15 protein-coding genes are annotated in these 19,308 nt (G+C 31.0%); 12 read left to right on the forward strand and 3 right to left on the reverse strand.

Annotated elements, in window-relative coordinates; all coding sequences use genetic code 11:
• Positions 1–346 precede the first annotated feature (346 nt).
• From serS to M9409_RS00875, 10 genes are all read left to right on the forward strand, one after another.
• Positions 347–1,633 carry a serine--tRNA ligase gene (gene serS, locus M9409_RS00830; RefSeq protein ID WP_250227062.1) on the forward strand — a complete coding sequence of 429 codons (1,287 nt, stop codon included), beginning with the start codon at positions 347–349 and terminating at the stop codon, positions 1,631–1,633.
• A gap of 132 nt (positions 1,634–1,765) precedes the next feature.
• Complete coding sequence (serC, locus tag M9409_RS00835) at positions 1,766–2,854, forward strand: 3-phosphoserine/phosphohydroxythreonine transaminase (protein ID WP_250227063.1); 1,089 nt, start codon at positions 1,766–1,768, stop codon at positions 2,852–2,854.
• Between the two features lie 133 nt (positions 2,855–2,987).
• A complete protein-coding gene (gene aroA, locus M9409_RS00840) occupies positions 2,988–4,286 on the forward strand; it encodes a 3-phosphoshikimate 1-carboxyvinyltransferase (protein WP_250227064.1) in 1,299 nt (432 codons plus the stop codon).
• Positions 4,287–4,407: 121 nt separating this feature from the next.
• Positions 4,408–5,130, forward strand: a complete 723-nt coding sequence (gene cmk / locus M9409_RS00845; RefSeq protein WP_250227230.1) for a (d)CMP kinase — start codon at positions 4,408–4,410, stop codon at positions 5,128–5,130.
• 77 nt (positions 5,131–5,207) lie between these two features.
• Positions 5,208–6,905, forward strand: coding sequence for a 30S ribosomal protein S1 (rpsA, locus tag M9409_RS00850; RefSeq protein WP_250227065.1), 1,698 nt, complete (start codon positions 5,208–5,210; stop codon positions 6,903–6,905).
• 711 nt (positions 6,906–7,616) lie between these two features.
• Positions 7,617–9,371, forward strand: coding sequence for a lipid A ABC transporter ATP-binding protein/permease MsbA (gene msbA / locus M9409_RS00855; protein WP_250227066.1), 1,755 nt, complete (start codon positions 7,617–7,619; stop codon positions 9,369–9,371).
• Entirely contained in the window at positions 9,371–10,384 is a 1,014-nt protein-coding gene (lpxK, locus tag M9409_RS00860; protein WP_250227067.1) for a tetraacyldisaccharide 4'-kinase, read from the forward strand. The genes msbA and lpxK overlap by 1 nt, the downstream gene beginning before the upstream one ends.
• 223 nt (positions 10,385–10,607) lie before the next feature.
• Positions 10,608–10,775 (forward strand): Trm112 family protein, encoded by a 168-nt coding sequence (locus tag M9409_RS00865; RefSeq protein ID WP_250227231.1) that lies wholly within the window; start codon positions 10,608–10,610, stop codon positions 10,773–10,775.
• An 11-nt stretch (positions 10,776–10,786) separates the two neighbouring features.
• Positions 10,787–11,551, forward strand: coding sequence for a 3-deoxy-manno-octulosonate cytidylyltransferase (gene kdsB / locus M9409_RS00870; protein ID WP_250227068.1), 765 nt, complete (start codon positions 10,787–10,789; stop codon positions 11,549–11,551).
• Positions 11,552–11,927: 376 nt separating this feature from the next.
• Positions 11,928–12,542 carry a UbiX family flavin prenyltransferase gene (locus M9409_RS00875; RefSeq protein ID WP_250227069.1) on the forward strand — a complete coding sequence of 205 codons (615 nt, stop codon included), beginning with the start codon at positions 11,928–11,930 and terminating at the stop codon, positions 12,540–12,542.
• 151 nt (positions 12,543–12,693) lie between these two features.
• Here the strand turns inward: M9409_RS00875 and M9409_RS00880 are convergent, their stop codons facing one another.
• Entirely contained in the window at positions 12,694–14,691 is a 1,998-nt protein-coding gene (locus M9409_RS00880; protein WP_250227070.1) for an inverse autotransporter beta domain-containing protein, read from the reverse strand.
• Between the two features lie 236 nt (positions 14,692–14,927).
• Between M9409_RS00880 and fumC the strand changes: the two genes are divergently transcribed.
• Together fumC and nth are read left to right on the forward strand one after the other, a co-directional pair.
• Positions 14,928–16,319, forward strand: coding sequence for a class II fumarate hydratase (gene fumC / locus M9409_RS00885; protein WP_250227232.1), 1,392 nt, complete (start codon positions 14,928–14,930; stop codon positions 16,317–16,319).
• Positions 16,320–16,433: 114 nt separating this feature from the next.
• Complete coding sequence (gene nth / locus M9409_RS00890) at positions 16,434–17,093, forward strand: endonuclease III (protein ID WP_250227071.1); 660 nt, start codon at positions 16,434–16,436, stop codon at positions 17,091–17,093.
• Between the two features lie 100 nt (positions 17,094–17,193).
• On the opposite strand, the gene tyrS is transcribed toward nth, so the two are convergent.
• Both tyrS and pdxH read right to left on the reverse strand, forming a co-directional pair.
• Entirely contained in the window at positions 17,194–18,477 is a 1,284-nt protein-coding gene (tyrS, locus tag M9409_RS00895) for a tyrosine--tRNA ligase (RefSeq protein ID WP_250227072.1), read from the reverse strand.
• 131 nt (positions 18,478–18,608) lie between these two features.
• Positions 18,609–19,259 (reverse strand): pyridoxamine 5'-phosphate oxidase, encoded by a 651-nt coding sequence (gene pdxH, locus M9409_RS00900; protein ID WP_250227073.1) that lies wholly within the window; start codon positions 19,257–19,259, stop codon positions 18,609–18,611.
• Positions 19,260–19,308: the final 49 nt, after the last annotated feature.

The raw sequence follows: 19,308 nt of genomic DNA on the forward strand, positions 1-19,308 counted from the left end.
TATACGAAAAGAGGTATTGTGTTTGTTAAAAGAATTAAAAATGCTATATAGTGTTACTGCGTAGTGATTTGTACACATGCATCTTAAATACACTCATTGATTTTTAAATATTTTTAAAGAATCAAATTGAATATGTATTAGGCAAGCATATATATGTACTTGAAACATCATTTAACATAATAAATAGCGGTATTCTATATTTGCATACTGAATTATATGACATTGTGGATTGTAATTAATGCAAATATAAATAGATTATTATTTATAATAATGTAAATTTGTTGTAGTTTTTAAAAATATATTATTGTGAAAATTGATGCATGATGCATGAGAGTATAGGTTAGAAATGATTGATCCTAATTTGTTACGCAGTAATCTTGATTTAGTCGCTAAAAAGCTCGCGCGCAGAAAGTTTATACTAAATGTTAATAAGTTTCGTCAGCAAGAAAGTTTGCGAAAAATTTTACAAAAAAAAACTGAAAGTTTACAGACTGAGCGTAAAGCTAAGGCTAAAATTATAGGAATAGCTAAGTCTCGTGGAGAAAACGTAGAATTTTTATGTCAAGAAGCATATATTTTAGGAAAAAAATTAACTTCTCTTAAAATTGAAAATAAGGCTTTACAAAATAGAATTAAAGAATATGAGCTATCTTTACCAAATATTCCAGATGATCAAGTGCCTTATGGATTTAGAGATCAAGATAATTTAGAAATTATGCGTTGGGGTAAGCCAGTTCAATATAATTTTCCAATACGGGATCATGTAGAATTGGGTGCATTAACTGATGGTTTAAATTTTTCTCATGCGGCAAAATTAACTGGATCACGTTTTATCGTAATGAAAGGACAAATAGCGCATTTGCATCGTGCTTTGTCTCAATTTATGATAGATTTACACGTTAGATGTCATGGATATGAAGAATATTATCTACCATATTTAGTGAATCAAGAATCTTTGTATGGTGCAGGTCAATTACCAAAATTTTATGAAGATTTATTTCATATTCAACATTTACAATCCGAAACTAATCCATACACATTAATACCGACTGCTGAAGTGCCACTAATAAATTTAGTTCGTGATGTAATTCTTGAAGAAGAAGAATTACCTATTAAGATGGTCGCTCATACCCCATGTTTTCGTTATGAAGCTGGATCATATGGTCACTATACTCGTGGGTTGATTAGGACGCATCAATTTGATAAAGTTGAAATGGTTCAAGTAGTACATCCAGATAAATCTATGCAGATATTAGAAGAAATAACAACTCATGCAGAACAAGTATTGCAATTACTTAAATTACCATATAGGAAAATATTATTGTGTACAGGAAATATTGGATTTTCTTCGTGCAAGACATATGATTTAGAAGTATGGCTTCCAGCGTATAATACTTATTGCGAGGTTTCTTCTTGTTCAAATGTTGGGGATTTTCAAGCGCGTCGCATAAAGGCGCGTTATAAAGAAAAAATGAATAGAAAAACAAGATTGTTACATACTTTAAATGCTTCTGGAGTAGCAATAGGTCGGACGTTGGCAGCGGTGCTTGAAAATTATCAATTAGAAGACGGACGAGTGGCTATTCCTTCGGCGTTGTATCCTTATATGAATGGTATAACACATATTGATTAGGATCTTAATTTTTTCACTATAGTAATATGTTATTAAACATTGTTTTATGCTTTTAACTATTGTTTTGATAAGTAATCCATTTTGAAGAACATTATTTTAATTAATTTAATTATTTAAATGATCGATCATTATATGAATAAAGTATTTAATTTTAGCGCGGGTCCAGCAATGCTGCCACACCAAGTGTTAAGTCAAATTAAAGAAGAATTATATAGTTGGAATAATATGGGGATGTCCGTAATGGAAATCAGTCATCGTAGTAAAGAATTTTTTCAATTAATGCAAGATGCGAAACAAGATATGCGTGATCTTCTTGATATTCCAGAAACTTATGAAGTTTTATTTTGTCATGGTGGAGCACGTGCACAATTTTCTGCGATTCCTATGAATTTATTAAAAACATTTTCATCAAGAGTTGATTATGTAATCACTGGGTACTGGGCATACAATGCAGCAATAGAAGCAAAAAAATATTGTGATCCGCGTATGATTAATGTGGTCGATAAAAAAAATGGATTACATAATATTCAGTCTATATCTAAATGGGATGTTTCTGAAAATAGTCTTTATGTTCATTATTGTCCTAATGAAACCATTGATGGAATAGCTGTATATGAAACCCCAAACTTTTCTGATAAAATAGTAGTGGCAGATTGTTCTTCGACTTTATTTTCGCGCCCGATTAATGTAAACCGTTTTGGTATAATTTATGCTACAGCTCAAAAAAATATTGGTATATCTGGTTTGACTGTAATAATTATTAGAAAAGATCTATTGAAAGAACCTCATCGAGCAATCCCGTCCATTTTAAATTATAAGGTTTTATCTGATAATTGTTCAATGTTTAATACGCCTGTGACTATGTCTTGGTACGTTGCTAGTTTAATGTTTAAATGGTTTAAAGCACAAGGAGGCTTAGAGGAAATTGACAAATGTAATCAAGAAAAATCGACTCTGTTATATAATACAATTGATTCTAGTAATTTTTATTATAATAATGTTAGTTTACTTAATCGTTCGTATATGAATGTTCCTTTTTTTTTAAAAGACGATAGATTAAATGATCTTTTTTTAAAAGAATCAATATGTTTCGGGTTATATGGTTTAAAGGGACATAAAGTAGTTGGGGGTATGCGAGCATCTTTATATAATGCCATGACATTAGAAGGTGTGCAAAAATTAGTTGGATTTATGAAACTATTTTCTGAAAAATATTGTTAATTAGATTCAATTGCTATGTTGTAGCTATGTGTTAAATTTTTAAATACAATCACAATATTATTATAGTAAGTGGTATATTATAGGTTATTAATTTTTAAAGATTAGATATTTTTATATAAAAAGTTGGTGAAAAGTGAATAATTTTATCAAATTAGATCCTATAAGAAAAGTACATGGCACCATTCATCTTCCTGGCTCTAAAAGTATATCAAACCGAGCATTATTGTTAGCAGCACAATCTATAGGCACTACTCAGCTGACTAATTTGTTGAATAGTGATGATGTACATTGTATGCTAGACGCCTTACGAGATTTAGGAGTATCGTATTGTCTTTCAAATGATAGAACAACTTGTGAAATTAATGGCGTTGGAGGTCTGATTCAATCAAGAAATAACGGTAAATTAATTTTGTATTTAAGAAATGCTGGGACTGTTATGCGACCTCTTATTGCAGCTTTATCTGTAAAGAATCAAAATATTGTGCTTACTGGCTATCCTCGTATGAAAAATAGACCGATTGAACATTTAGTAAATGCTTTAAGACAAGGAGGAGCACATATTGAGTATATGGAGCGTAATGGCTATCCTCCTATACGATTGCATGGAGGATATTGTGGAGGCGAAATTTTTATTAAAGGGAGTATTTCTAGTCAATTTTTGTCATCTATGCTTATGATGGCGCCGTTAGCTTCTCGAGATACTCTTATTAAAGTAGATGGAGTATTAGTGTCTAGACCATATATTGATATGACTTTATCTCTTATGAAAATTTTTGGAATCGATATTCAACATGAAAATTATCGTGTTTTTTATTGTAAAGGAAATGCGGCATATCAATCGCCTGGTCATTATTTAGTGGAAGGAGATGCTTCAAGTGCTTCTTATTTTTTAGCAGCATCAGCTATTCGAGGAGGCACTGTTCGAGTTATAGGAGTCGGTCGGAACAGTAAGCAAGGAGATATTTATTTTGCGAATATATTAGAAAGGATGGGAGCAAAGATTAAATGGAGTGATAATTATATAGAGTGTAGTCGTGGATCTGATCTGAGTGCTGTTGATTTAGATGTTAATGATATTCCAGATGCAGCAATGACTCTTGCTATCGTTGCATTGTTTTCTATTAACGGTCCTACAGTATTACGCAATATTTATAATTGGAGAATTAAAGAAAGCGATCGAATAGCTGCAATGGCTACCGAATTACGTAAAATAGGAGCGGAGGTCGTAGAAGGGTATGATTATTTACAAATTATTCCTCCAGTTAAAATAAAATCGGCTTATATTGATACTTACGACGATCATCGCATAGCGATGTGTTTTTCTTTGACGGCATTGTCGGACGTTTCTATGATAATTAACAATCCTAAATGTATTGATAAAACTTTTCCAGATTTTTTTACACAATTATCTAGTATTAGTGTATATGATTAAGGATTTGATGTGTCATGGTGTTCATATATAATTTGAGTCGTATATATGAGAGTTATGATGAGTAATTTTTAAATATTAAAATAATTATTATATAGTGAAGATTGCGTGCTACAAGAGGAAAATTGTGGGCAATATATTTCCAGTTATTACTATTGATGGTCCAAGTGGAGCAGGAAAAGGGACTTTGTCTAGGACATTATCAAAAATTCTTGGGTGGAATCTATTAGATTCGGGGGTTATTTACCGAGTATTAGCGTTAGTAGCTTTAAAAAATAAAATTAATATTCATCGCGAAGAAAAAGTAGCAGCACTTGCTGAAAAGATACAGATAAGTTTTACAAATAGAAAAAATAGTTTTTTTGTATTATGCAATGGTAAAGAAATTAAAGAAGATATTTATACAGAAACTATAGGAAATTATGCATCTAAGATTGCCGCTTTTCCACAGGTGCGTCAAAATTTATTGGCATATCAACGTACATTTCGTCAATGTCCAGGACTTATTGCTGATGGACGGGATATGGGGACAGTAGTGTTTCCTAATGCGGAATTAAAAATTTTTGTTTATGCTTCTTTTGATGAAAGAAAACGTCGTAGATTACATCAATTGCGGAAAAAAAATTTTAATGTTAATTTAAAGTTTTTATTATCACAAATAAAAGAACGAGACGAGCGTGATTATAATCGAAAATTAGCGCCATTGACTCCTGCAATTGATTCATTAATATTAGATTCTACTCATTTATCTGAAGAAGAAGTAAAATCTAAGGTACTTGTGTATATTAGAGAGAGTCTAGTATTCTTTCCGAGAGTACTATATAATACTACGCATAATCAAGGATAATTATGATTATATTTTTTTATAACTCCATCGAAAAATGGAATGTGGTGGACGTTAATTGAAAATTGAAGATTATAGAAATGACAGAATCGTTTGCTCAGCTATTTGAGGAATCTTTAAAAAAAATAGAAACTTGTCCTGGATCTATTGTTCGTGGAGTTGTTGTGTCTATTTTTAAGGATATTGTGTTGGTCGACGCAGGATTAAAATCAGAATCTTCTATTCCTATTGAGCAGTTTTATAATTCTCAGGGAGAATTAGAGATTTCAATTGGTGATTATGTTGATGTTACATTGGATGCGATAGAAGATGGGTTTGGAGAAACTGTGTTATCACGTGAAAAAGCTAAACGTTATGAATCTTGGGTATTATTAGAACAGGCATATCAAGATATGACTACTGTTACAGGTATTATCAATGGAAAAGTAAAAGGAGGATTTACTGTTGAATTAAATGGGGTACGTGCTTTTTTACCTGGTTCCTTAGTGGATGTTAAGCCAGTACGTGATACTTCATTTCTAGAAGGGCAGGTATTTGAGTTTAAAGTGATCAAATTAGATCATAAACGTAATAATGTTGTAGTTTCGCGTCGTGCCGTGATTGAATCTGAACATAGTGTTGAACGTGATCAATTATTAAATCAATTACATGAAGGAATCTCAATTAAAGGGGTGGTCAAAAATTTAACTGATTATGGTGCTTTTATCGACTTAGGAGGTGTAGATGGTTTATTACATATTACTGATATGGCATGGAAACGTGTCAAACATCCTAGTGATATAGTAAATGTTGGAGATGAAATTGTTGTGAAAGTATTAAGATTTGACCGAGATCGTACTCGTGTATCTTTAGGTTTAAAGCAATTAGGTGAAGATCCATGGGCGGTTATTGTTCAACGCCATCAAGAAGGAAGTAAATTAATAGGCACAGTAACTAATTTAACTGATTATGGATGTTTTATTGAAATTGAGGATGGAGTAGAAGGATTAGTACATGTATCTGAGATGGATTGGACTAATAAAAATATCCATCCTTCCAAAGTAGTGACAGTTGGAGAATCTGTTGAAGTAATGGTGCTAGATATCGACGAGGAGCGTAGAAGAATTTCTTTAGGATTAAAACAATGTAAAATTAATCCATGGAAGAAGTTTGAAGATATGTATAATCGAGGTGATCGGGTTATAGGAAGAATAAAATCGATTACTGATTTTGGTATTTTTATAGGATTAGAAGGAGGGATTGACGGTTTGGTGCATCTTTCTGATATTTCTTGGTATTTATCTAATGAAGAAGCTGTGAATAAGTATAAAAAGGGTGACGAAATAATTGCTGTAGTTCTTCAAGTCGATGCAGAACGTGAACGTATTTCTTTGGGTATAAAACAATTAACGGAAGATCCTTTAAATGTGTATTTGTCTGCTCATAAAAAAGGAAGTATGGTATCCGGTAAGATTGTTTCCATAGATGAAAAAGGAGGAGCTACCGTAACGTTGGGTGATAATGCTGTAATTGGTTATTTATCTATTCCTTCTGTATCGAACAATAAATCTATTCATAAAAAAACAACGTATATGTCATTGCGTGTAGGAAATGATATATTTGCAACACTAGATGGGGTAGATCGTAAAAATAGAATCGTCAATTTATCTTCTTGTAATATATGCAATCCAATTCAAAAATCAGAAGTCAACATTGTTGATAATCAAATCAAAGAGAAAGATAAAAATTTCTCTGGTGTTATGGCGGAAGCATTTAAAGCAGCGACTAAAAATGATTAATTATTTTATTAAATAATTTTTTGTGTATTAAATTTATTAATATGTTAAAATAAGTCGTTTTATAGAAAAAAGAAGTAGAAAATAAGTGGATAAATATTTTAATGTATACACGATGCATATATTCAATTTTAATGTGAATGTACATGGTAATCAAATTAATTGGATGATGGTTTAGGATATTATATTAGATAGGATGAGGTTCGTTTTCTTAATAGATAATAAGGATTATAATTGTTGTATGCCGTGTATTTGTTTCATTTTTAGTAAGTTGCTTTGATTTTTATTACTAAAGGTGATAAAAATTGGTTGATATTAACAATACAATATTATGAGCATAGTAAATTCTATTTATTTATTTAAGTTATATTAAATTAAATTAGTGTTTTATATAGTTGATGGTTAAATAGTACGGTTTTTACAGTCAGCAATAGTTAAAATATAAGTAAGCATAAGCATTAAATTCTTTTGAATCGTGAAAATCACATTTAATTACACAGACTATTATATACTAAAGATCAGAAATATATTGATGTATATCCAAAATAATTTTGGTATACAAGTGTAGTATTTTTTATTTTTATACATATTTATTTTATAAGATTTTTTACGAACCTTGGTGTATATATTTGAAGTATTCCATATTATGTGGTGTGTTGATTACAATTTATTCGAATATTTAGTATGAAATAAGTTATGACTGCAGGAACATAAATGTTGCAGTACAATAAAAACCATTCTTCTACTTGGCAAACTTTTCGTCGTCTTTGGCCAATAATTTTTCCTTTTAGAGTAGGATTAGTTATTGCTTCTATCACTTTGATTTTGAATGCAACAAGTGATGCTTTAATGTTAGCTTTATTAAAACCGTTACTTGATGATGGTTTTGGAAAAGCTAATAGAGATGTATTTGTGTGGATGCCATTGGCTTTAGTGGGATTAATGGGTATTCGAGGTTTTAGTGGTTTTGCTTCGACTTATTGTATATCTTGGGTATCTGGACAAGTAGTGATGCAAATGAGACGTGCATTATTTAAACATATTATGAATATGCCGGTTTCTTTTTTTGTAAAACAATCCACTGGTACATTAGTATCTAGAATTACTTATGATTCTGATCAAGTTGCTTCTTCTTCTTCTGGAGCCTTAGTGACTGTGATTCGAGAAGGAGCGTCTATTATTGGTTTATGTATCATGATGTTTTATTATAGTTGGCAATTGTCATTGATTTTAGTGTTAATTGCACCTATAGTGTCCATCACTATTAAGCTTGTCTCTTATAGATTTAGAGCAATTAGTAAGAAGATGCAGAGTGCTATGGGTCAATTAACTAGTAGTGCTGAGCAAATGCTGCAAGGACATAAAGAAGTATTAATATTTGGAGGGCAACACACAGAAAAAGATAGGTTTAATTGCGTCAGTAATCGTATGAGGCAACAAAGTATGAAGATGGTGCAAACTTCGTCTATTTTTGATCCGTTGATTCAATTTGTTGCATCTTTGGCATTAGCATTCGTGCTATATGCAGCTAGCATTCCAAGTGTTATGGAGATGCTTACTGCTGGAACTATTACTGTTATTTTTTCATCTATGATAGTTTTAATGAAACCATTAAAGTCTTTGACTAATGTCAGCGCTCAATTTCAACGTGGAATGGCAGCTTGTCAAACTTTGTTTTCCATATTAGATTTAGAAACAGAAAAAGATCAAGGTATACTTGATATTGCAAGAGTACAGGGACATATTGTTTTTGATAATGTTACTTTTTTTTATCCTGAAAAAAACACACCATCGCTTTCTAAAATTAATTTTTCCATTGAATCAGGAAAAACTGTTGCTTTAGTAGGTCGGTCTGGTTCTGGAAAATCTACTATTGTAAACTTATTAACTCGTTTTTATGATATAGATAAAGGACGCATATTGCTTGATGGTTTTAATTTAAATGATTATAAACTTTCTTCTTTACGTAATCAAATAGCTGTGGTATCACAAAACGTTCATTTGTTTAATGATACTGTTGCAAATAATATCGCGTATGCTCGCAGAAATTTCTATTCTAGAGAATCTATCGAAACTGCAGCCCGTATGGCATGTGCTATGGATTTTATTTCTAAAATGAAAAATGGATTAGATACTATTATAGGGGAAAATGGGATACTATTATCTAGTGGTCAACGTCAACGTATTGCTATTGCACGCGCTTTGTTACGGGATTGTCCTATTTTAATTTTCGATGAAGCCACTTCTTCTTTAGATTCTGAGTCAGAGTATATTATTCATAAATCTCTGGATACATTAAAAAAAAATAAAACATCATTGATTATCGCTCATCGTTTATCCACCGTTGAAAATGCAGATGAAATATTGGTAATTGAAAATGGTTATATTATGGAACGTGGTGTGCATAAGGTCTTAATACGTAGCCAAGGAATGTATGCTCAATTATATAAATTACAATTTTCTTCTTGATGTTTGTTCGTATTTGGTTTAAATCATCGTTTTTTTATTTATTTTTATTGCCATTTTCTTGGTTATACGGTTTAATCAGTACGCTTAATCGTATTAGTTATCAGTGTGGATGGCGTAAAGTATATCGATTTTCGGTACCAATAATAATTATTGGTAATTTAACGATCGGAGGAAATGGAAAAACTCCAATGGTATTGTGGTTGGTAGAACAGTTAAAACGTCGTGGTTGGAAGGTCGGAGTAATTTCTAGAGGGTACAAAGGTAAATCAAATAGTTATCCAATAATTATTGATACAAATAGTCATAGTGAGGAATGTGGCGATGAGCCTATGTTAATTTGGAAACGAACCGGAGTATCAGTTGCTGTTGCTCCAAAACGTGCTGATGCAGTTGCTGCGTTATTGAGCACGCAAGAACTGGATATCATAATAAGTGATGATGGATTACAACATTATGCGCTTTTTAGAGATATAGAATGGGTAATAGTTAATAGTTCGCTCCGATTTGGAAATGGTTGTTGGTTACCAGCAGGTCCTATGCGCGAACGTATTAGCAGACTGCATACGGTAGAAGCAATTATTGTAAATGGATTAGAGGTAGAAATACAATCTGGAGAAATATTAATGCAGTTATGTCCTAGCGCTGTCATCAATATATTAACAGGAGAACGTAGACCTCTTTATTATTTTTTAAATAATGTTGTGGCTATAGCAGGGATCGGGTATCCTACACAATTTTTTGATACTTTACGCAGTTACGGCATTATTCCTATTCGCTCAATTTCGTTTTCTGATCATCATGTGTATTCTGAAAAAATGTTAACATCCCTTACAAAAAAAGATGAGATATTATTAATGACTGAAAAAGATGCAGTTAAGTGTATAGATTTTGCTCATGATAATTGGTGGTATGTGTATACAGAAGTGAAGATCAATAAGATAGATACGCATAACCTATTGTGCACGGTGGAGGATAAAATCAGGCATTATAAGGATTTAAAATGTAATATGTAATAATTAAATTTTTTACAACATTTGATGATAGATAATGATATAAAGAAAGATTAAATAACATTTAAAAGTGTTCTGTGATTTCATGCATATGAAAGTGTTGATATAGTAAAGTACATTACTTAAATGATAAAAATTATTATTTTTTGAATTATAGAATACATATAGAATAGTTTTTTGTGTACAATATATATAAGTTAAAATTTATCGGTTTAGTAGTATTATGATGAGATATCGGTTATTAAAGATTATTGTGTGTCCTATATGTTATTCGAAATTATCTTTTGATTTAGAAAAAAAAGAATTAATTTGTGATGTTGATAATTTAGCTTTTCCAATAAGAAAAGGAATCCCGGTTCTTTTAAAAAAAGATGCTCGTAATTTTATATTATAAAAAGGTAAACTATGAATTTTGTAGTAATTATACCTGTCCGATTTTTTTCGACGCGTTTTCCAGGAAAAGCTTTAGCAGACATTAATGGAAAACCTATGATTATTCGTGTTATGGAAAATGCTTTAGATTCTGGAGCCGATAAAGTAATTGTTGCTACAGATAGTTCTCGTATAGCAAGAGTTATTCAATCGGAGCGATCTGAAAGTGAGGTATGCTTAACACGATCTAATCATCAGTCAGGTACTGAACGTCTTTCAGAGGTAGCTGTCAATTATAAATTTTCAGATGATCAAATTATCGTACACCTTCAAGGAGACGAACCTTTGATTTCATCTATCATGATTCGTCAAGTAGCAAGTATTTTGTATTCAATGAGTAGTGCTACTGCTATGGTTACTTTGGCGACGCCATTGCGTTCTTTCGAAGAAGCATGTGACGATAATATCGTTAAAGTTGTTGTAAATGCGAATAGTAATGCTCTTTATTTTTCTCGCTCTATGATTCCATGGAATACAGGAGATTTTAAAAATTATTTAGATAGTGAATTATCTAAGATGTTATTACGTCATATTGGTATTTATTCATATCGAACTAAATTTCTGAGTCGGTATATTGAATGGACTAAAAGTCCATTGGAACAACTTGAACGTCTTGAACAGCTTCGAGTGCTATGGCACGGAGAAACAATACATGTTTCTGTGATTGATGATGTATTGAGTATTAGTGTGAATACTCCAGAATCATTGATGCATGTTAATTCTGTATTTCAAAAATAAATATATTGATTATATAGTTGATTATGGTTATGTGAAATAAAGTTGTTATTATATTAATAATGTAAATTAATTAATTTTTCAAAAGTAATTATATAGGGGATTTTGATTAATTTTTTATTGTTTATAATTAAGCGCATATCATTGATGTGGGATTGAAGGGTTGTTTTGATTATTATATTAATTGTAGTGTTATTATATCTCCTTATAATATGAAGATTATAAGGTTGAAATATATTTATAATTTTTTAATGAGTGACATTTTGAGAAATGTTTTTAGTAAACGTGAGCATTGCATATAGTATGATTATCATTAAACAATGATACATATATTTTGTTTATGTTGGTTAACTAACGTGGGGTACAAAAAAATAAAATTATGCAGCAACGATTACGTCTAGTGGTGGGAATATCAGGGGCTTCAGGAGGGATTTACGGGATCCGAGCGTTGACTATTTTAAAAAAATGCTCTATGAATGTAGAATCTCATCTTATTGTTACTAGAAATGCTTTGGTTACATTACAACAAGAACTCAATATGAGCAAGCAATCTGTATATGAGTTAGCAGATGTTGTGCATCTTCCTCAAGATATCGGCGCATCAGTTGCTAGTGGATCTTATCCAACTATAGGTATGTTAATTGCTCCATGTTCTATTAGAACTATGTCGGAAATTAGTTCAGGAATGACATCGTCATTGATTGGTCGTGTTGCAGATGTAATGTTGAAGGAAAAACGTAAACTGGTGTTAATGATTAGGGAAACTCCATTGCATTTGGGACATTTACGCACAATGGTTAAATTAACAGAATTTGGAGCAGTAATTATGCCGCCTGTTCCCGCGTATTACACGCACCCAAAAACTATAGATGACATTATTTGTTACACTGTGACAAGAGCTCTCAACCTATTTGGCATTGATACTAATAATGTTTCTTCTACTTGGTTAGGCATACGGCATCGAACTCACGATAGTACTATAAAATTAAATTGAAAATCATTTGATTACCTATATCAATACATATTGTATATATACACTAATGATTAGATTTTTGTAATTTTTTGAAATAATTTAACTCAATAGTTTAACAGTTTTTTCGATATATCTATCTGAAACTAGTGATATATTTTCCGTATTTGTGGAATCAGAGTTTAAAGCTATCACTGCTATCGTCTGTTGCGCAATCTTCGCTGATGGACGATGAAGATTGCGCAAGATTTAGTTTGGCAAACATTTGTTCCATATCACTTAAGTGTTTAGTATTTCTTCGTTCTCTTATAGTATTTTCAAGTTTATTCATATGTTCAGTAGTACCTATTGACGCAAACTTAGATTGCCTGTGTGTGAATAACCGATACGATAAGTCATCATTTTGATTTAATTCAACAATTTTAGAATCCTCAGGATAATAAGAAGGATTACGAGTTTCTTTATTGTAATTTGTGTTGTTTCCAGAATAGGTTTGTTGACCTTCATTAGGAGACATGGGTCTAGATAATGGAAGTATATCATTCAGCGTTGATGATGCTGCGATACATGCCGATGAATCTTTTTCTAAAAAAGAAAAAGGAATCATCGGAGGAGGCGGAGGAGGAGTTAAAAAAGTGCAATCGTCGGATTTTTTTATAGTATTCTGATCATTTTCTGATGGAGTATTACATACGATATTATTCTGTGGCGCAGCCACATTTGCATTGTTCATTACATTACGCTGATTATCGTCATGACAAATGAATGTATGTTCAGTTATACTTTCTGTGACGTTAACTCCGGAATCATTATTAATTTTAACAACAGAAGCGTCATTGTTTTGTGTATTTATATTTAATAATGTTTGTTGTGAAAAATCTTTTACTACAATACGTATATTTTGTTTTGTTTGTTTATGAGGAACTTGTGTTACATTATCATTAATGTATGAAATGAAAATATTATCTTCTTGTTTAATAGGATACTTAGGGAGATAGAGCGCATAAGTGTTATTTGTTATTGCAACAATATTACCTCCTAGATTTGATAATGATTCAAAATCCCATCGCGCAAATTTATCATTATTGTCCTCGATTTGAATTATTTTAATTTCTCCAGGATGCCCTATTATTTTGTGAGTGTAGCGCAAGGGTGGAATGTGATGATGGTCATTCATTGAAATATCATCGTGGTGGTATTGACATTGAATGATCGTAGGTATAAATGGTTGTATTATAGTATCAATATTATTTTGTATTGATGTATTTTTTTTATGCATATAATTAATTTGTTCCATAATAGGAATACCGAATTGGTAATCTATTAATATTTTACAAATGGTACTATTGTATTGCTTATTTAAAAAAATATTATTGATACTAAAACCTAGTATGGGAATCGGTTGATAATTCAAATCTAACGATAAATAATAGTCATTATTTTTTTTGTTGAAAATTTTTTTGTATTTTTTGTTATAAATAAATTGTTCCAATTTTATTTTTCCAGTAAATTCAAAAAAGTGTGGAAATTTAGTTTGTATATATAGTTGATGTCCTCTTTTTGGATAATATGTGTTAAATTTTTGTAATGATGTTTCAGGATCAAAAATGTTGTCTAAATTATAATAATTATTTAACATGAATAAAGTATTATAAAACCAATATTCTATACCAACATTCATTGAGTATGGTTGATGGATTTTGTTAGAAATAGGACAGTGATAAAAAGCATTATATCCAATAGCGTATTTCTTATTAGTTAGATATCTTTTTCCTCCTCCAAAATTAAAAATTTGTTCTGATAAAAGATTATGTATCCCTAATTGCATAAAGGATAGGTTTTTTTTATATTTGTTGTGTTGTGTATGAAATGCATGAAACATATTGATTGAATCGTTTTGTAGTTGTATTTTAGATTTGTAAGTAGAAGAAAATGGAGATAGATAATTATATGCATGGGCACGTAGTTTATTCGTTGTATCAGGATGAAAATTAAGAGTATGATGTATATGGTCGTGAGTGTATAACTTCATCTCTTGTTGATAGAATCCATCTTGGTGGAATGTGTTGTTGTTGATATTTGGTGTAGCGCGCTCTTTGAGCGTACTACACCAGGCAATTTCGTTATATGCAAATATTTGCAATACTATTCCCAATATAATTAATATCGTCATGTTGAAATTTTAATTAGTATATTTTGTATTGTATGTGTGCAGTATATTTACGTTATTGTTTTGTTATTATAGACAAATAATTAATATATACAAAATTATAAGTCAAATAATTTTTATTTTAAATAGAAATTTAATTTGGAAATAAAATCACTGATTTTGAGTATATGATATATAACGATTATATTTATATAATTAATAAAATCAATGAACATTTTTTATAATTAGAGGTGGTAATTATTATGACGATGCGTTTCGAAAAAGACACTATGGGGACAATCTTAGTACCGAATGATCGATTATGGGGAGCGCAGACACAACGAGCATTAAAATATTTTAATATTTCTGATGAGAAAATTCCTTTTTCGTTAATTAAAGCGTTGGCTCAAATTAAACTTGTAGTAGCGCAAGTAAATTGCGATCTAAAACTAATAGATTGTAAACGGGCTCAAGCAATTATTCAAGCGGCAGATGAAGTATTATCTGGCATACATAAAGATGAATTCCCAATATCAGTTTGGCAAACTGGATCTGGGACTCAAAGCAATATGAATATGAATGAAGTTTTAGCTAATAGAGCTAATGAATTGTTAAGCAGTGAAGTAAGCGAAAATAGGAAATTTGTGCACCCAAACGATCATGTTAATAAAAGTCAAAGTTCCAACGATGTTTTCCCTAGCGCAATGCATATTGCAGCGGTAGTTAATTTAAATGAACAATTAATACCTAAAGTTAAGATGTTACAAAAGGCTTTGTTTGATAAATCTGTTGAATTTAATAATATTATTAAAATTGGGCGTACTCATCTTCAGGATGCTACTCCATTAACTTTGGGGCAAGAGATTTCTGCTTGGGTATCTATGTTACAGCATAATATAGACCATATAGAAGTTACAATACCTCATTTATGTGAATTAGCGTTAGGAGGAACAGCAGTGGGTACAGGTTTAAATTCTCATCCGGAATATGCTGACCGTGTTGCTGATGCATTATCGTTTCTTACTAAACATAATTTTGTTAGCGCATCAAATAAATTTGAGTCGTTATCGACATGTGATGCATTGGTGCATAGTCATGGATCTTTGAAGGGTTTAGCGGTTTCTATGATGAAAATTGCTAATGATGTGCGTTTATTATCTTCCGGTCCTAGATGTGGTATAGGTGAATTAAGTATTCCTGAAAATGAACCAGGTAGTTCAATGATGCCCGGAAAAGTTAATCCAACGCAGTGTGAAGCTATGACTATGTTGTGTGCTCAAATTATGGGAAATGATGTGAGCATAAATATTGGGGGTGCATCTGGTCATTTTGAATTAAATGTATATAGGCCATTGATTATATATAATTTCTTGCAAACAGTACAGTTGCTGGCAGACGGTATAGAAAGTTTTCATAAATATTGTATTATAGGAATTCAACCTAAGTATCAAAGAATTAAAGAATTACTCAATAGTTCATTGATGTTGGTAACTGCGTTGAGTCCGTATCTTGGGTATGATAAGTCGGCAGAAATTGCTAAAAAGGCACATTTAGAAGGATTAACTTTAAAGGAAGCTGCGTTGCAATTGGGTTACGTAAATGACCAGCAATTTGACGAGTGGGTTTGCCCTGAAAATATGATTAATTCTTGAGAATCATGTTAATTATATCAGAAATTAATAATTCAATTATGTTAAACAACGATAGATATTATAAGTATTTTCAATAACAATAAACATTATAAGATAATTCATGCAGTGCTATCGATGAATCGCGTTAAACGGTATCAGATTTTATGTAAATTACGAGATAACAATATTCATCCAGTTATTGGATTGGCTTATCGGTCAGAATTTGAGTTGTTGATTGCGGTGTTATTGTCGGCTCAAACAAGTGATATACAAGTTAATAAAGTAACAAAGAACTTATTTAAAGTAGCTAATATACCAAAAGATATGTTACGTTTGGGAGTAGATGGCGTTAGAAATTATATTAAATCTATCGGTTTATCAAATAATAAATCTAAAAATATTATTGAAACTTGTCGTTTGTTGATAGAAAATCATAACGGTATGTTACCGTCAGATCGTATTGGTTTAGAATCTTTACCCGGCGTTGGACGTAAAACTGCTAATATTATTTTAAATGTAGTTTTTGGTTGGGCTACAATTGCGGTAGATACACATGTATTTAGGTTTTGCAATCGTAGTCGTTTTGCGCTAGGAAATAATGTTTGGTCTGTAGAAAAGAAATTATTATCGGTAGTACCAAAAGAATTTAAGAGAAACTGTCATCAGTGGTTAGTACTACATGGTAAGAATATTTGTCGGGCTAAACAGCCCCGTTGCCGTGTCTGTGTGATTCAAGATTTGTGTGAATTTAAAGAAAAAAATAGTCTATATCATAGTAGAAAGTTATATAATTAAAATATTTAGATAGTGTAATAAGGTAGACTGTGAGATTGTGTTTGTATTTTAAAAGTATATATATTTGAAATCTACAATAATGCATTTAGTTACATTTAGATTATTCCCATTTGATTAAGCAATAGTGTTTTTTTCCACGTTTTAATAATGTAAAACGACCATGTAATCTGTCGATGGAAGAAAAAATATATTCTTTTTTTAATTGTTTTTTTGAGTTTATAGTAATGCTATTAGATGAAATTAATTCGCGTGCTTTCGATCGAGATGTTACTAATTTAGAATCTACTAACGCCTGTTGTAATGTAATACCGGCTTTCAGTGGTACGGTTGGGACGCCATCTTGACATAGTTGTTTAAAATCATCTAAGGTGAGTTTATGTATTTGTCCTGTAAAGAGATTGCTAGTAATTTTTTGCGCTGTTTTTAATCCTTCTTTTCCATGGACTAATCGGGTAATTTCTTCTGCTAATATAATTTGAGCTTGTGGTTTTGTATTTTTTATGCTATCCTCTTTTTTTAAAAGGTTGATTGTATCTACGTCAATGTTGGTAAAAATTTTAAGAAAACGATATACTTCTTTATCAGAAGAATTGATCCAATATTGATAAAATGTATAGGGACTGGTTTTTTTTGCATCTAGCCATATCGTGTGTTGTTCTGTCTTTCCAAATTTAATATTATCAGCTTTGGTAAGTAAAGGCATAGTGAGTCCGTAAACAGTTCTTTTATATGTACGCCGTATCAAATCAATGCCTGATACAATATTGCCCCATTGATCAGAACCTCCAATTTGGAGTATTGCATCATAATTTTTATATAAATAGGTAAAATCATAACTTTGTAATAAATTATAGGAAAATTCAGTATAAGATATGCCATAATTATTTTTTTGTAACCGTTTTTTTATGGCATCTTTATTGATCATTTTATTTATAGAAAAAAATTTACCGATATCTCTTAAAAATGTTAAGAGCGATATAGAAGATAACCAGTCGTAATTATTCACTATACAGGCTTGTGAATGTTGACTGTAAGAGAAGTCTACAAATAAAGACACTTGGTGTTTGATTTTTTCTGTCCATTTTTGCACTGTTTCAGTTACATTGAGTTTTCGTTCCGAGTCCTTGAAACTTGGATCTCCGATGAGCCCAGTGCCTCCTCCTAGTAAAATTATAGGACGATGCCCAAATGCTTGAAATTGTCTTAAACATAACAATGGGACTAAGTGTCCTATATGTAAACTATCGGATGTTGGATCAAATCCGCAGTACAAAGTAATGGATTTTGATTGTAATATTTTAATTAATGTTTTTTGGTTTGTAATTTGTGCTATTAAATCACGTTCGTATAAAAACTTTATTATATCAATATTTTTATTATTCATACAAATATCGTTTCAGTATGTAATGAAGAATGAAGAGTTCAAATGTATATTTATAATGTATTAAGTCAATATTGTTTTATTGAGTTGATTTGTATTTTTATATATTATATTCATTAAAATTGTAATTGTAATTACGGAGACAAACGGTAAACACTCCATGAATGCTTATATCGTTGATATATAAATCGATCATGTAATCGGTATGTTCCGCCTTGCCAGAACTCCATGCTATTTATATTAATTTTATATCCACCCCAAAATTCAGGAAATGGTACTTTTTTGTGGAGATGATTGTTTTTGAATTCTAAAAATTTGTTTTCCAGTAAATCTTTGGAAGAAATAATTTTAGATTGGTTCGACACCCATGTGCTAATTTGATTGTTTTTTGGGCGTGTATAAAAATGTTTTAATACTTCTTTTTCTGAAAGTTTATCGACATTTCCTGTTATTATTACCTGTTTATCTATTTCATTCCAAAGAAAACATAAACTAACTTTGGGGTTATTGGCTAAATGAATGGCCTTGCGACTGTTAAGATTGGTATAGAATATCATTGTTTTATTAGTAAAATTCTTCAATAACACCATACGTTGATAAGGTTGACCGGTGTGATCTACCGTAGCTAAACACATTGCGGTAGGATCAGGTATTTTTGAATAATATGCTTGATGCAACCATATTGAAAATAACTGAATAGGTTGATTAGTTATATCTTTGTGTCGTAGCTGTCCGGACGTATATTCTCGTCTGATGTTGGAAATGTTATTTTTATTTATTAACATAAAATATGGCACAATACTAGAATAATAATTTCATTGATTTTAAGTTATG

The sequence above is a fragment of the Blochmannia endosymbiont of Camponotus sp. C-046 genome (genome assembly GCF_023585865.1).
GTDB lineage: Bacteria > Pseudomonadota > Gammaproteobacteria > Enterobacterales > Enterobacteriaceae > Blochmanniella.